The organism is Streptomyces sp. NPDC057702 (genome assembly GCF_042799315.1).
Classification (GTDB): domain Bacteria; phylum Actinomycetota; class Actinomycetes; order Streptomycetales; family Streptomycetaceae; genus Streptomyces.
On the sequence record NZ_JBHVJC010000004.1, the window covers coordinates 170,931 to 185,393 of the forward strand.

Here is a 14,463-nt window from a genome sequence, read left to right on the forward strand (position 1 = left end):
TCTCGTGTGGTGCGGGGTACGCGCCGGCGGGTGTGGGCGCGGTCAGCCCTGCCAGCTGTGCGGCGCCCGGAAGCCGGGCGTGCGCTCCAGTCGGCGCCAGCCCGCGGTGGAGCGGCGGGGCGCGGGGGGCGTCGCGTGGTGCTGGGTGGCGGCGGCGCGGGCGAGCAGGACCGCGGTGACGGCGGCCAGCTCTTCCGCGTCGGCGTGGCCCCGCTCCACGCGGACAACGGTGTTGGTCGGCGCGGGGGCGATGGTGTCGGCTGCGGTGCTCACAGGCTCTTCGTCTCCATTACTGCGGCGTTACTGCGGCGGGTTGCCGTGCTTGCGGGACGGCAGGTCGGCGTGCTTGTTACGCAGCATCGCCAGGGACCGGATCAGCACCTCGCGGGTGTCGGCCGGGTCGATCACATCGTCGACCAGGCCCCGCTCGGCGGCGTAGTACGGGTGCATCAGCTCGGACTTGTACTCCTTGACCATGCGCGCGCGCATGGCCTCGGGGTCGTCCGCGCTGGCGATCTGCTTGCGGAAGATCACGTTGGCCGCGCCCTCGGCGCCCATCACGGCGATCTCGTTGGTCGGCCAGGCGTAGGTGAGGTCGGCGCCGATGGACTGGGAGTCCATGACGATGTAGGCACCGCCGTACGCCTTGCGCAGGATGACCGAGATCCGCGGCACGGTGGCGTTGCAGTAGGCGTAGAGCATCTTGGCGCCGTGCCGGATGATGCCGCCGTGCTCCTGGTCGACGCCGGGCAGGAAGCCGGGCACGTCGAGCAGGGTGATCAGCGGGATGTTGAACGCGTCGCACATCTGGATGAAGCGCGCGGACTTCTCCGACGCCTCGATGTCCAGCACGCCGGCCAGCGACTGCGGCTGGTTGGCGATGATGCCGACGACGGCGCCGTCGAGGCGGGTGAGCGCACAGATGATGTTGGTCGCCCAGCGCTCGTGGACCTCCAGGTAGTCGCCCTCGTCGACGATCTCCTCGATGACCTTGCGCATGTCGTACGGCCGGTTGCCGTCGGCCGGGACCAGGTCGAGGAGCGCCTCGCCGCGCCGGTCGGCGGGGTCGGACGCCTCGGCGACCGGCGGGTTCTCCCGGTTGTTCTGCGGCAGCAGGGAGAGCAGGTAGCGGACCTCCTCCAGGCAGGTCTCCTCGTCGTCGTAGGCGAAGTGACACACGCCCGAGGTCTCCGCGTGCACGTCGGCGCCGCCGAGGCCGTTCTGGGAGACCTTCTCGCCGGTGACCGCCTGCACGACGTCGGGGCCGGTGATGAACATCTGCGAGGTCTCGCGGACCATGAAGACGAAGTCGGTGAGCGCGGGGCTGTACGCGGCGCCGCCGGCGCACGGGCCGAGCATCACGGAGATCTGCGGGATGACGCCGGAGGCGCGGGTGTTGCGCTGGAAGATGCCGCCGTAGCCGGCGAGCGCCGAGACGCCCTCCTGGATGCGGGCGCCGGCGCCGTCGTTGAGCGAGACCAGCGGCGCGCCGGCCGCGATGGCCATGTCCATGATCTTGTGGATCTTGGTGGCGTGGGCCTCGCCGAGGGCGCCGCCGAAGATGCGGAAGTCGTGGGCGTAGACGAAGACCGTGCGGCCGTGGACGGTGCCCCAGCCGGTGATGACGCCGTCGGTGTAGGGCTTCTTCGTCTCCAGACCGAAGCCGACCGCTCGATGTCGCCGCAGGGGCTCAACCTCGTTGAAGGAGCCTTCGTCGAGCAGGAGGTCGATGCGCTCCCGGGCCGTCAGTTTGCCCTTGGCCTTCTGCGCCTCGGTCGCCCGCTCGCTCGGACCTCGTCGAGCTTGCTCGCGAATGGCGTGCAGCTCGGCGACGCGCCCACGGACGTCACTCGCCGCTACGGGCGCACCTTCGAGATTGGTCATGCCAAGACGGTACGTTCCCCGAGGCTGGGAACCTCATGTCGTTTTCCTACAACGTCGTGCTCGTTTTCGTGTCACAGGCGGCAGAACTGGACGGCGCGGTTCCCGCATTATCGAGAAGCTAACCCCCGCTTTCCCCTGTGTATACCCCACAAAGCATAGGGGGCGTCCTGGTGCCACCTCCACAGGACCGCACGCGCCGACCCCGCCTCCGGCCCCGGTGGGGTGGGCGGCGGGGTCGGTGGGCCGGGTGCCGGGTCAGCAGCCGCCGCAGTTGTGGAAGGTCACGTCCCAGTGGTTGCTCTCACGGTAGTAGATGTTGCCGGAGGCCGACTTCCACTTCGAGCCGCCGATGGAGGTGAACGTGCGGGTGACGTAGTTCGTCAGGCAGGAGGAGAGGCTGAAGTCCAGCTTGTAGCCGTTCCAGTGGCTGTACGTACCGCTCGCGTGCCCGGTCTCGGTGCCGCCGGTGATCTTCAGCGCGCAGCGGCTGGCCGACTTGAGCGTCTGGGCGCCCTGCGCGGAGCTGCGGTTCAGCTGCGTGAAGGAGGTGCAGTTGGGCTTGTTGCGGTCGGAGCAGTTGCCCGAGGACGACCAGGTGATCCCGGAGGAGCGGAACATGTCGGCGGCCTGCGCGTGGGTGAGCTTGGCGACCGCCTGGGTCTCGGTGGCGCTCGCGACGGCGCCGAGGCCGGGCGCGAACAGGGCGCCGAGCGCCAGCGCGAGAGCGGTGAGCAGGGAACGGACGACGCGACGGGGTCGACGCCTGGCGGGCGACACGTGATCCACGGGGAACCTCCTGCTGAGGACGGACCGGACGGTGGGGCGGGTCTGTGGTGCAGGTGGAGCCCCAGGATGATGCCCGAGCTCCGCGCGCGTTCGCCAGGGCCCCCGTGTGAACGGAGCACCACGGGTACGCGACGCGATCCCAGGGGCGTGGGGGGCGGGGTGACGGGCGCGCGCGGCGGGGCGGGGCGGCGCCCCCGCGGCGTTCGGCGCGCGGGGATCTGCGGGCACGCCGGGGCGCGATCCGAGCGCCCGAACCAGAGAAGGTTGAAAATTGAACGGAATGCCTCTATGGTGAATCTCGTTGAAGCTTAAACAACAACGCCCCGAGGAGGAGCCATGGCTCTGTTCAACCGCAAGCGCAACACCGTTCCGACCGCTCAGGCCGTTGGCGCCGCCGGCACGGCCACCGGCACCGGCGTCCTCGACGCCGCGGCGCCCCAGGCGAACCCGGCTCTCGCGGGGCTCACGGGTACGTACACGATCGACCCGGCGCACAGCAGCGTCGGTTTCACGGTGCGCCATGCCATGGTGACCAACGTCCGGGGCTCGTTCGTCGAGCACGAGGGCACGCTGCGGCTGGACGGCGCCGACCCGGCCCGCTCCACCGCCGCCATCGACATCACGGTCGCCAGCGTCGACACCGGCATCAAGGACCGCGACGCGCACCTGCTCGGTGACGACTTCTTCGCCGCCGAGACCTTCCCGCTGATGACCTTCCGCAGCACCGGCGTCGAGCAGGTCGACGACGAGCGCTTCCGCGTGAGCGGCGACCTGACCATCAAGGACGTCACCCGCCCGCTGAGCATCGACCTCGACTTCAACGGTGCCGCGACCGACGTCTACGGCGCCGAGCGGGTCGGCTTCGAGGGCAGCGCCACCATCCTGCGCTCCGAGTGGGGCCTGACCTGGAATGCCGCGCTGGAGGCCGGCGGTGTCATGGTCAGCGACAAGGTGAAGCTCACCTTCGACATCTCCGCCGTCAAGGCCGCCCCCGCGGCCTGACCCCCAAGCCGCCACGGCCCCGGCCGAGCCCTCCCCCCGTGGGCCGACCGGGGCCGTGGCATGTCCGCGTGCCGCACCCGCGCGGCGCACCCGCGGGGAGGGGCGCGGCGCCGCCCGTGAAGTGGCGGGAGGGTGGGGCGGCGGCGAGGACATACGGGGCGCCGCCGGAACGGGAACGGGGCAGGTACGGGGCGCCGCCGGAACGGGAACGGAAACGGGGCCGGTACGAGGGGCGCGCCGGTACGGAGCGGGCGCGCGTACGGGGCCAGGGACGGGTCACCGGCGGGAGGCGGCTCCCGTCGTCCTCCCTCGCCGCTCCCGCCAGAGATCCCGCGCTCGCGCCAGGCACCCCGCGCTCGTCAGTGCCCCGCCGCCTGGTCCGGGCAGCGCCGTCCGCCATGCCCCGCCTCGTGCGACCGCGCCGCCTGTCCCCCACCGCGCCCCGTGTCGCGTACCCGGACCGCCTACTCCTGCGGGTCGATGCCCGCGCGCAGCAGCCCGTAGGTGTACGCGTCCTCCAGCGCCTCCCAGGAGGCGGCGATCACGTTGTCGCCGACGCCGACCGTGGCCCACTCGCCCCGTGCGTCACTGGTGGAGACCAGTACCCGGGTCGTGGACTCGGTGCCGTGCCGGCCTTCCAGGATGCGGACCTTGTAGTCGACCAGCTCCAGGCCGGCGAGCTGCGGATAGATCCGCTCCAGACCCACTCGTAGCGCCCGGTCCAGGGCGTTGACGGGGCCGTTGCCCTCCGCCGTGGCGACGATGCGCTCGCCCTTGGCCCACAGCTTCACGGTGGCCTCGTTGGCGTGCGTGCCGTCCGGGCGGGTCTCGACGATGCCGCGCCAGGACTCGACACGGAAGTAGCGGCGCTCCCTGCCCTCCACCTCCGCGCGCAGCAGCAGTTCGAAGGAGGCGTCGGCGGCCTCGTACGTGTAACCCGCCAGCTCCCGTTCCTTGACCCGCTCCACGACCCGGGCGACCAGCGCGCGGTCGTCGCCCAGATCGATGCCCAGCTCCTTGCCCTTGAGCTCGATGGAGGCGCGCCCGGCCATGTCGGAGACGAGCATGCGCATGGTGTTGCCGACCCGCTCCGGGTCGATGTGCTGGTAGAGATCCGGGTCCACCTTGATCGCCGAGGCGTGCAGGCCGGCCTTGTGGGCGAAGGCCGAGACGCCGACGTAGGGCTGGTGGGTGGACGGGGTGAGGTTGACGACCTCGGCGATGGCGTGCGAGATGCGCGTCATCTCGGCCAGTGCCCCGGCGGGCAGCACCGTCTTGCCGTACTTCAGCTCCAGCGCGGCGACGACCGGGAACAGGTTGGCGTTGCCGACGCGTTCGCCGTAGCCGTTGGCGGTGCACTGCACGTGGGTGGCGCCCGCGTCCACGGCGGCGAGGGTGTTGGCGACCGCGCAGCCGGTGTCGTCCTGGGCGTGGATGCCCAGGCGCGCGCCGGTCTCGGCGCGCACGGTGGCGACGACCTCCTGGACCTGCGCGGGCAGCATGCCGCCGTTGGTGTCGCACAGCACGACGACGTCGGCGCCCGCCTCGTGCGCCGCGCGCACGACCCGCGTCGCGTACGCGGGGTTGCCCCGGAACCCGTCGAAGAAGTGCTCACAGTCGACGAAGACCCGGCGCCCCCGCGCGCGCAGGTGGGAGACGGTGTCCCGCACCATCGCCAGGTTCTCCTCCAGCGTGGTCCGCAGGGCGAGTTCCACGTGGCGGTCGTGCGCCTTGGCCACCAGCGTGACGACGGGGGCCTGCGAGTCGAGCAGCGCCCGCACCTGCGGGTCGTCCTCGGCGCGCGTCCCGGCCCGACGGGTGGCGCCGAACGCGACGAGTCGCGCGTGCCGCAGATCGATCTCGGCACGGGCCCTGGCGAAGAACTCGGTGTCCCGGGGGTTGGCGCCGGGCCAGCCGCCCTCGATGAACCCCACGCCGAACGCGTCCAGGTGTCGGGCGATGGTGAGCTTGTCCGCGACAGTGAGGTTGATGCCTTCGCGCTGCGCCCCGTCGCGCAGCGTGGTGTCGAACACGTGGAAGTTGTCGTCGAGTGCATCCGTCATGCTGATCTGGCTCCTGTCGGGATCTCGGTCTACCGGAATGACCGGCTCCACCGCCCCCACTATGCTCCCGTGCGCTCCGTTCTCCGGCGCGGGTGGGCCAGGAAACGAAAAAACCCCTCGCGGGTGCGAGAGGTCTGCGCGCGGGTCTGGGGCGACGGTGGCCGCGCCGTACCGGGTTCGTACGGGGCGGTCACTGCGGACCGGCGCGCCTGCTGCCAATAATCATGGCGAACGAGAGCACGGCAGGAGTGTGCCACACGCCCTGGTGGGAAGCCCGCCCGTCTCACGATGCGGGAGCCCGAGCGGTGGGGACCCACCCGGCCCGCTCCGGCCGACACGGGGCACGGGGCGTACGGGGCACGGGGCACGGAGCGGCCCGACGGGGCGACGGGGCGACGGGGCGACGGGGCGACGGGGCGACGGGGCGACGGGGCGACGGGGCGACGGGGCGGGGCTCAACGGGTGCGGGGCGTACGGGGCACGGGGCGGGGCGCTGACCCGGCGCGGCGGGTACGCGCCCTGGCGTGGCACGGGGCGGGTACGCGAGAGCCCGCCCGCGCGCCGGGGCGGCGGTGGCGGGCGGGCCTCGGTGGTGCTCAGCCCAGCGGGTGCATCCACTGGTGGGTGTCGGGCGTGGCACCGGTCTGGATGTCCAGCAGCGCCGTCCGCAGCTTCATGGTGATCTCGCCGGGCTGGCCGTCGCCCACCGTCCAGTTGGCCCGCGCGGACTTCACGGAGCCGACGGGGGTGATGACGGCGGCGGTGCCGCACGCGAAGACCTCGGTCAGCGTGCCGTCGGCGTTGCCGTTCCGCCAGTCGTCCACCGAGATACGGCCCTCCTCGAAGCCGTACCCCAGGTCCTCGGCGATCTTCAGGAGCGAGGCGCGGGTGATGCCGGGCAGCAGCGAGCCGGACAGTTCGGGGGTGACGATGCGCACCGAGTCGCCGGAGCGGTAGACGAAGTAGAGGTTCATGCCGCCCATCTCCTCGATCCAGCGGCGCTCGATGGCGTCCAGCCAGACCACCTGGTCGCAGCCCTGCTCGGCGGCCTGCGCCTGGGCGACCAGGGAGGCGGCGTAGTTGCCGCCGGCCTTCGCGGCGCCGGTCCCGCCGGGGGCGGCGCGCACGTACTCCTCGGAGAGCCAGACCGAGACGGGCTTGACGCCGCCGGGGAAGTAGGCGCCGGCGGGGGACGCGATGACCACGAACAGGTACTCGTTGGCCGGGCGCACACCCAGGCCCACCTCGGTGGCGAACATGAAGGGCCGCAGGTAGAGCGACTGCTCACCGCTGGCCGGCACCCACGCCTTGTCCTGGGTGACCAGAGCGTCGCAAGCCGCGATGAAGGTCTCGGTCGGCAGCTCGGGCATGGCGAGCCGGCGGGCGGACGCCTGGAAACGGGCGGCGTTGGCGTCGGGGCGGAAGGTGGCGACGGTGCCGTCGGGCTGCCGGTACGCCTTGAGGCCCTCGAAAATCGTCTGCGCGTAGTGCAACGTCATGTTCGCCGGGTCGATCGACAGCGGCGCGTACGGAACGAGCTGGGCCTCGTGCCAACCGCGGCCCTCGGTCCACTTGATGGTCACCATGTGATCGGTGAAGTGGCGGCCGAAACCAGGGCTGGCCAGGATCTTCTCGCGCTCCGCGGCCGGCAGCGGATGAGCGGAGGGCTTGAGCTCGATCGTGGTCGTCGTCATGAGTACGTGTCCTTCACCAGATGGGTTTGGCGGACCGCGCTCACTTCCGTCCCTGTCAGTCGGCTATAACGTCCAAGTTTCGCCTTGTGCTGCGGCCCCGCGTTCGATTATCGCTCGCGCGGGACCGCCCAGGGAACACAAGGCCACACTTCGGCGCGCGCGGGCCTGACCTCGATGGTCGCACCCCACCGCGCCGAAGCACAGCGACGGTGAGAAGGCTCCCATCCCTGTTTGAAGCCCTCTCCGGTCGCCGTCGAGGGAGGGTGACCGTCCGCTTCGGGCCGCGCACGGCACGGGACGGGCGGGGCAACGTCCCGCCCCGTGCCCGCCCCGTGTCCCGTGCCCCGCGTGTGCGCCGCGCGTACCGCGTACGCCGCGCGGACCGCGTGCGCTCAGGCCGTGACGCGGAGGGCGAGCGCGTCGCCGATCTCGTCCGTGGTGCGACTCACACCCGCGCGGGCGGCCAGGTCGTCGGTGACCGCGCTCTCGACGCGGCCGGCCTCCGCCTCGTACCCGAGGTGGCGCAGCAGGAGGGCGACGGAGAGCACCGTGGCGGTGGGGTCGGCCTTGCCGGTGCCGGCGATGTCGGGGGCGGAGCCGTGGACGGGCTCGAACATGGACGGGAAGGCGCCGGTGGGGTTGATGTTGCCGCTGGCGGCCAGCCCGATGCCGCCGGTGACGGCGGCGGCGAGGTCGGTGACGATGTCGCCGAAGAGGTTGTCGGTGACGATGACGTCGAAACGCTCGGGCTGGGTGACGAAAAAGATGGTCGCCGCGTCCACGTGCAGGTAGTCGGTGCTCACGTCCGGGTACTCCTGGCCGACCCGGTCGAAGGTGTTCTTCCACAGGTGGCCCGCGTAGACCAGGACGTTGTTCTTGTGCACGAGGGTGAGCTTCTTGCGGGGGCGGGCGTTGGCGCGCTCGTAGGCGTCGCGCACCACGCGCTCCACGCCGTAGGCGGTGTTGACGCTGACCTCGGTGGCGACCTCGGCCGGGGTGCCGGTGCGCAGGCTGCCGCCGTTGCCCGTGTACGGGCCCTCCGTGCCCTCGCGCACCACGACGAAGTCGATCTCGGGGCGGCCGGCGAGCGGCGTCGGGGTGTTCGGGAAGAGCTTGGAGGGGCGGAGGTTGACGTAGTGGTCGAAGGCGAACCGCAGCTTGAGCAGCAGCCCGCGCTCCAGGACGCCGGAGGGCACGGACGGGTCGCCGATCGCGCCGAGCAGGATCGCGTCGTGGTCCTTGAGCGAGGTGAGCTCCGCGTCCGGGAGGGTCTCCCCGGTCGCGTGCCAGCGGCGGGCGCCGAGGTCGTACTCCCGGGTCTCCAGCTTCACGTCCTGGGGAAGCACCGCCGAGAGCACTTTGAGGCCCTGGGCCACCACTTCCTGGCCGATTCCGTCACCGGGGATCACTGCGAGGCGCATGCTGCGAGACATGCGAGGACCCTACTCGTCGTCCCATTCGTTGACACGCGACGTCCATCATTCGGACGGGGGTCCGCCGGACAAGTGGCGTTCACCCCGGATACGGCCGCAGTACAGTACGGAGTTGAGCGTGGCTGGGAGCTTCCTGTCATGACCGCTCATTCCCGCCAGCCGGGCCCCCACTCCCCTGGTTCCGCCGACCTCCCCCGGGTCGGCATCCCCGATGAGCTCGCCCGCCGGATGTCGATGCCGGAGCAACACGCCTATCTACGCGCCAAGCTGTCGCGGCGGGGTGCCCTGCGCACCGGCGCGGCGACCGCCAGCACGATCGCCGGGGCCGGCCTGCTGGCCGGCTCGGCCAACGCCAGCCCCCGCTCCACCGCCCCCGTCGCCGCGCCCGCCACGGGGCGGGTCGGTGGCGCGTACGTGGCCCCGTTCGGTCGCCATCTCGCCTTCGGCGCCGACCCGATGACGCAGATGCGCGTCTCGTGGCAGGTCCCGTTCGCCGTGCGCCGGCCGTACGTGCGGATCGGCCTCAAGCCGTGGCAGTTGAGCCGGAAGATCGAGGCGGAGGTCCGTGACCTGCACACGCCGGCGCTGTCGAGCAAGCTGCCCGCCGTGCGGCAGTACTACCTGCACGCCGCGCTGGACGGGCTGCGGCCGGGCACCACGTACTACTACGGCGTGGGTCACGACGGCTTCGACCCGGCCGACCCCAGCCGGCTCTCGACGATCGGCAGCTTCCGCACGGCGCCCGCGCGGCCCGAGGAGTTCGTCTTCACCGCCTTCGGCGATCAGGGCGTCAGTTACGACGCGCTCGCCAACGACCAGTTGATCCTCGGTCAGAACCCCTCCTTCCACCTGCACGCGGGGGACCTGTGCTACGCGGACAGCACGGGGCACGGTCAGGATTCGGACGTCTACGACGCGCGGGTGTGGGACCAGTTCCTCGCGCAGACGGAGTCGGTCGCCGCGCGCGTGCCGTGGATGGTGACCACCGGCAACCACGACATGGAGGCGTGGTACGGCCCCAACGGCTACGGCGGCCAGCTCGCCCGCTGGACGCTGCCGGACAACGGGCCGCACGCGCGGGACGCCCCCGGCGTGTACTCCTTCGTCTACGGCAACGTCGGCGTGGTCGCCCTCGACGCCAACGACGTCTCGTACGAGATCACCGCCAACCTCGGCTACACCGGCGGGCGCCAGACGGCCTGGCTCGACCGGCGGCTGGGCGAGCTGCGCCGTACCCGTGGCGTCGACTTCGTCGTGGTCTTCTTCCACCACTGCGCGTACTCCACCACCAGCGCGCACGCCTCGGACGGCGGCGTGCGCGACGCGTGGGTGCCGCTGTTCGAGAAGCACCGGGTGGACCTAGTCATCAACGGCCACAACCACGTCTACGAGCGCACCGACGCGTTGCGCGGCGGCGTCGTGACCAAGGAGGTGCCGATCGGCGAGAGCGTGGACTCCGCCCGCGACGGCATCGTGTACGTGACGGCCGGCGGCGCGGGCAAGGCGCTCTACAGCTTCCCGGTGCCGGACAGCTACGAGGGACACGTCCAGGACCGCGACCACGTGCGGACCTACCACTGGGTCAAGGGCGGGGCGAAGCCGGAGAAGAGCGAGGAGGACGTGGAGTGGTCGCGCGTGCGCTTCACGGGCTTCTCGTTCATCGCGGTCAGCGTGCGCGCCGGCACCCGACCCCGGCTGCGGGTGACCACCCTCGCCGAGTCGGGCGAACGCGTCGACCACTTCGACATCACCCGCTCCCACCGCCACGGCCACGAGGCGTAGCGCCTTCCGGCGGGGCGCACGGAGCGGGAGGCCGACGCGCGGAGCGGGGGCGGGGCGGTGGGTGCACGGAGCGGGAGACGGGGCCGCGCCACCCTCCCCGTGCTCCGTGCGGCAGGCCCCGTGCCCCGTGCCCCGTGCGGCAGGCCCCGTGCCCCGGGCGGGCTGCGCGCCCCGTACGGAGAGCTGAGCCCCGTCGCCCGCCGCGCTCCGTGCCCCGTGCGGGGGCTGCGCTCCGTGGCCCGTCCCGCCCGCGCTCCGTGCCCCGTGTACGGCTCCGTTCCCCGCACGGGTGGCCGTACCCCGCGCTCCGTGCGGGCACGGCCACGGACCGGGTCCGGCGCGCCGTCGGTGCTCCGTACGCGACCCGGTGAACCTGGGCGCCGTGTTCCGTGCGCGCGTTCCGCGTCGCCGGTGGCGCCGTCGTCTCCTAGTGGCCGGTGGCGCCGCCGTTGTCGCGGCGGTCGAGCGCGCGCTGGAGCGCGGCGGCGGCGTTCTTGCGGTCGGTGTTGTCGTCGCGACGGGCTGCGTGCCGGATCTTGCGAACGGTGTTGGCCATGATGCACGTCTCCAATGCCAATGCCAGAACCCGAGGGGAATGGAATCGCCGGAAGGGCGGGAGCCTGGATACGGCAGGGGTCACCTGCACGACGCAGCCGGCTCGTCCGCCGCCGCTCGATGGAGCGGGACGTTCGGCTTCCACCAACGTAAGCCAGTGAAGCGGAGCTGTCTGCCCCGTTACTCGGACTTCCTACTATCTGAGACGGCGGCACTACCAGGGCTCCGCTGGCAGATGCCGTGGGCATCCCACCTGTCGGACACCGGGCGGCCGGGGCCGGCCGTACGACGCGCCCCGCACGGCCGGCCCGGCCCCGTGCACACCTCCGCCCCCGACCGGTTGGGGGACCAGGCGGGGGCGGAAGCAGACGGTGCGCGCGGCGTCGCGCGCACCGGGCCGGACCGAACGCGTCGGGCCGGCCGGTGTGTGGGGCTGATCAGCCCATGTGCGGGTAGCGGTAGTCGGTCGGCGGGACCAGGGTCTCCTTGATGGAGCGGGTGGAGGTCCAGCGCATCAGGTTCTGCTTGGCACCGGCCTTGTCGTTGGTGCCGGACGCGCGCCCGCCACCGAACGGCTGCTGACCGACGACGGCACCGGTCGGCTTGTCGTTGATGTAGAAGTTGCCGGCCGCGAAGCGCAGCGCCTCGCAGGTGGCGGCGGCGGCGGCACGGTCCTGCGCGATGACGCAGCCGGTCAGGCCGTACGCCGAGGCGGACTCCATCTGGGTGAGCATCTCGTCGTACTTCTCGTCGTCGTAGACGAAGACGCCGAGGATCGGGCCGAAGTACTCGTCCTTGAAGATCTCGTTCTCGGGGTCGGTCGAGACGAGCACCGTCGGGCGGACGAAGTAGCCGACGCTGTCGTCGTACGTGCCACCGGCGACGACCTCGACCGTCGGGTCGGCCTTGGCCCGGTCGATGGCGGCCTTGTTCTTGGCGAAGGAGCGCTCGTCGATGACGGCGGACATGAAGTGCGTCAGGTCGGTGACGTCACCCATGGTCAGGCCGTTCACCTCGGCGGCGAACTCCTCCTTGAGGCCGTTCTCCCACAGCGAGCGCGGCACGTAGGCGCGCGAGGCGGCGGAGCACTTCTGGCCCTGGAACTCGAAGGCGCCACGGGTCATGGCCGTCTTCAGGATCGCCGGGTCGGCGCTCGGGTGGGCGACGATGAAGTCCTTGCCGCCGGTCTCGCCGACCAGTCGCGGGTAGGTCTTGTACTTCTCGATGTTGTTGCCGACCGTCTTCCACAGGTACTGGAAGGTCTTGGTCGAACCGGTGAAGTGGATGCCCGCCAGGTCGGGGTGGTTCAGGGCCACCTCGGAGACGGCGATACCGTCGCCGGTCACCAGGTTGATGACGCCCTTGGGCAGCCCGGCCTCCTCCAGGAGCTCCATCAGCAGCACGGCGGCGTGGGTCTGGGTCGGGGAGGGCTTCCACACGACCGTGTTGCCCATCAGCGCGGGGGCGGTGGGCAGGTTGCCCGCGATGGCGGTGAAGTTGAAGGGCGTGATCGCGTAGACGAAGCCCTCGAGCGGCCGGTGGTCGCTGCGGTTCCACACGCCCGGGGAGTTGGCGATCGGCTGCTCGGCCATGATCTGGCGCGCGAAGTGCACGTTGAAGCGCCAGAAGTCGACCAGCTCACACGGGGTGTCGATCTCCGCCTGCTGGGCGGTCTTGGACTGGCCCAGCATGGTGGAGGCGGCCAGCGTCTCGCGCCAGGGGCCCGCCAGCAGCTCGGCGGCCTTGAGGATGATCGCGGCGCGGTCGTCGAAGGGCAGCTCGCGCCACGCGGGGGCGGCGGCCAGCGCGGCGTCCACCGCGTCCTGGGCGTCCTGGGTGGTGGCGTTCGCGTACGTGCCGAGCTTGGCGGCGTGGTTGTGCGGCTGTACGACGTCGAAGCGGTCGCCGCCGCCCAGCCGCTTCTCGCCACCGATGGTCATCGGCAGGTCGATGGGGTTCTCGCCAAGCTCCTTGAGCTTGATCTCAAGGCGGGCGCGCTCGGGAGTGCCGGGTGCGTAGGTGTGCACCGGCTCGTTCACCGGCGCGGGGACCTGGGTCACAGCGTCCATGGCCGTGTCTCCTTCGATCGTCGGGTCTGCGTACGAAAACGTTCTGCGTACGGAACGTAGGGGCGGCGGCACGGAGCCACCAGGCCCGTGGGCCCGCGGGCTCCGTCACGGCACCGGTCGGGCCCCGTGCGGCGCGGGCGCCGGTGGCTGGTCAGCCGCGGCTGACCAGCGACCGCAGGAAGAAGGCCATGTTGGCGGGTCGCTCGGCGAGGCGGCGCATGAAGTACCCGTACCAGTCCGTGCCGTACGGGACGTAGATGCGCATCCGGTGCCCCTCGGCCAGCAGCCGCTCCTGCTCGGCGACGCGGATACCGAACAGCATCTGGAACTCGTACTCGTCCAGCTTACGGCCGTAGCGGCGACCGAGTTCCTGGGCGATGGCGACCAGGCGCGGGTCGTGGGAGCCGATCATCGGGTAGCCGTCGCCGGCCATGAGGATCTTCAGGCAGCGCACGTACGCCTTGTCGACCTCGCGCTTGTCCTGGAAGGCCACGTCGGCGGGCTCCTTGTACGCGCCCTTCACCAGGCGCACCCGCGAGCCCTCCGTCGCCAGCGCGTGGCAGTCCTCCTCCGTGCGGAACAGGTACGACTGCACCACCGCGCCGGTCGAGGGGTACTTCTTCCGCAGCTCGCCCAGGATCGCCAGCGTGGAGTCGGTGGTGGTGTGGTCCTCCATGTCCAGGGCCACGTTCATGCCGGCCTCGGCGGCCGCCTCCACGACGGGCGTGATGTTCGCCAGCGCGAGGTCGTGCCCGCCGGGCAGCGCCTGACCGAACGCGGAGAGCTTGACCGACATCTCCGTGCGGGCGCCGAGGCCGAGCGGCGCGAGCGCCTCGGTCAGCGCCAGGTAGGCGTCGCGGTTGCGGAGCGCCTCGGCCGGGTCGGTGATGTCCTCACCGAGAAAGTCCATGGTCACATCGAGGCCGCGCTCGGTGAGCCCCTGGATGACCGACATGGTCGGGTCCAGCAGCTCCCCCGCGACGAAACGGTCCACCATGGGGCGGGTGACCGGCGCGGCCGAGACGATACGGCGGATGGCGTCGCTGCGTGACGCGGCGAGCAGCACGGGACCCAGCACGGGGCACCTCCACGTTGCGATGGTTCTTTGTCAAGGCTGATGGCGCCGGGCGACCAGGGCCACGACGGCAAGGTGAGCCACTGTGAAACCTATGAAGCGGACCGGGCCCAGGCCATC

The 14,463-nt window shown here is 71.5% G+C and carries 11 protein-coding genes; 2 read left to right on the forward strand and 9 right to left on the reverse strand.

The features are described from left to right. Positions 1-42: 42 nt before the first annotated feature. The 3 genes from ACFVFR_RS04280 to ACFVFR_RS04290 form a co-directional block, all read right to left on the reverse strand. On the reverse strand, positions 43-252 hold the full coding sequence (locus ACFVFR_RS04280; protein WP_383698065.1) for an acyl-CoA carboxylase subunit epsilon: 210 nt from the start codon (positions 250-252) through the stop codon (positions 43-45). 48 nt (positions 253-300) lie between these two features. Beyond that, positions 301-1,884, reverse strand: a complete 1,584-nt coding sequence (locus ACFVFR_RS04285) for an acyl-CoA carboxylase subunit beta (RefSeq protein ID WP_383697935.1) — start codon at positions 1,882-1,884, stop codon at positions 301-303. Between the two features lie 255 nt (positions 1,885-2,139). After that, on the reverse strand, positions 2,140-2,670 hold the full coding sequence (locus tag ACFVFR_RS04290) for a hypothetical protein (RefSeq protein ID WP_383697936.1): 531 nt from the start codon (positions 2,668-2,670) through the stop codon (positions 2,140-2,142). A gap of 336 nt (positions 2,671-3,006) precedes the next feature. On the opposite strand from ACFVFR_RS04290, the gene ACFVFR_RS04295 reads away from it, so the two are divergent. Next, on the forward strand, positions 3,007-3,672 hold the full coding sequence (locus tag ACFVFR_RS04295) for a YceI family protein (RefSeq protein ID WP_383697938.1): 666 nt from the start codon (positions 3,007-3,009) through the stop codon (positions 3,670-3,672). 464 nt (positions 3,673-4,136) lie between these two features. Here ACFVFR_RS04295 and cimA read toward each other — a convergent pair whose 3' ends face one another. The 3 genes from cimA to ACFVFR_RS04310 all read right to left on the reverse strand — a co-directional run bounded on the left by cimA (position 4,137) and on the right by ACFVFR_RS04310 (position 8,862). Continuing rightward, entirely contained in the window at positions 4,137-5,735 is a 1,599-nt protein-coding gene (cimA, locus tag ACFVFR_RS04300; protein ID WP_383697940.1) for a citramalate synthase, read from the reverse strand. Positions 5,736-6,331: 596 nt separating this feature from the next. After that, entirely contained in the window at positions 6,332-7,429 is a 1,098-nt protein-coding gene (locus tag ACFVFR_RS04305; RefSeq protein WP_383697942.1) for a branched-chain amino acid aminotransferase, read from the reverse strand. A gap of 392 nt (positions 7,430-7,821) precedes the next feature. Beyond that, entirely contained in the window at positions 7,822-8,862 is a 1,041-nt protein-coding gene (locus tag ACFVFR_RS04310; protein WP_383697944.1) for a 3-isopropylmalate dehydrogenase, read from the reverse strand. A 138-nt stretch (positions 8,863-9,000) separates the two neighbouring features. Here ACFVFR_RS04310 and ACFVFR_RS04315 point away from each other — a divergent pair, with 138 nt between their 5' ends. Then, positions 9,001-10,644 (forward strand): fibronectin type III domain-containing protein, encoded by a 1,644-nt coding sequence (locus ACFVFR_RS04315; protein ID WP_383697946.1) that lies wholly within the window; start codon positions 9,001-9,003, stop codon positions 10,642-10,644. A 427-nt stretch (positions 10,645-11,071) separates the two neighbouring features. Here ACFVFR_RS04315 and ACFVFR_RS04320 read toward each other — a convergent pair whose 3' ends face one another. The 3 genes from ACFVFR_RS04320 to ACFVFR_RS04330 form a co-directional block, all read right to left on the reverse strand. Next, positions 11,072-11,200 (reverse strand): hypothetical protein, encoded by a 129-nt coding sequence (locus tag ACFVFR_RS04320; protein ID WP_383697947.1) that lies wholly within the window; start codon positions 11,198-11,200, stop codon positions 11,072-11,074. Between the two features lie 436 nt (positions 11,201-11,636). Beyond that, positions 11,637-13,268 carry an L-glutamate gamma-semialdehyde dehydrogenase gene (pruA, locus tag ACFVFR_RS04325; protein WP_383697949.1) on the reverse strand — a complete coding sequence of 544 codons (1,632 nt, stop codon included), beginning with the start codon at positions 13,266-13,268 and terminating at the stop codon, positions 11,637-11,639. A gap of 151 nt (positions 13,269-13,419) precedes the next feature. Continuing rightward, positions 13,420-14,346, reverse strand: coding sequence for a proline dehydrogenase family protein (locus tag ACFVFR_RS04330; RefSeq protein ID WP_383697950.1), 927 nt, complete (start codon positions 14,344-14,346; stop codon positions 13,420-13,422). Between the last annotated feature and the right edge of the window lie 117 nt (positions 14,347-14,463).

Excerpts from the sequence above, each read along its gene's own strand:
- ACFVFR_RS04285 (WP_383697935.1), bottom strand. The coding sequence starts at position 1,884 with ATGACCAATCTCGAAGGTGCGCCCGTAGCGGCGAGTGACGTCCGTGGG.
- ACFVFR_RS04295 (WP_383697938.1), top strand. The coding sequence starts at position 3,007 with ATGGCTCTGTTCAACCGCAAGCGCAACACCGTTCCGACCGCTCAGGCC.
- cimA (WP_383697940.1), bottom strand. The coding sequence starts at position 5,735 with ATGACGGATGCACTCGACGACAACTTCCACGTGTTCGACACCACGCTG.
- ACFVFR_RS04305 (WP_383697942.1), bottom strand. The coding sequence starts at position 7,429 with ATGACGACGACCACGATCGAGCTCAAGCCCTCCGCTCATCCGCTGCCG.
- ACFVFR_RS04310 (WP_383697944.1), bottom strand. The coding sequence starts at position 8,862 with ATGTCTCGCAGCATGCGCCTCGCAGTGATCCCCGGTGACGGAATCGGC.
- ACFVFR_RS04315 (WP_383697946.1), top strand. The coding sequence starts at position 9,001 with ATGACCGCTCATTCCCGCCAGCCGGGCCCCCACTCCCCTGGTTCCGCC.
- ACFVFR_RS04320 (WP_383697947.1), bottom strand. The coding sequence starts at position 11,200 with ATGGCCAACACCGTTCGCAAGATCCGGCACGCAGCCCGTCGCGACGAC.
- pruA (WP_383697949.1), bottom strand. The coding sequence starts at position 13,268 with ATGGACGCTGTGACCCAGGTCCCCGCGCCGGTGAACGAGCCGGTGCAC.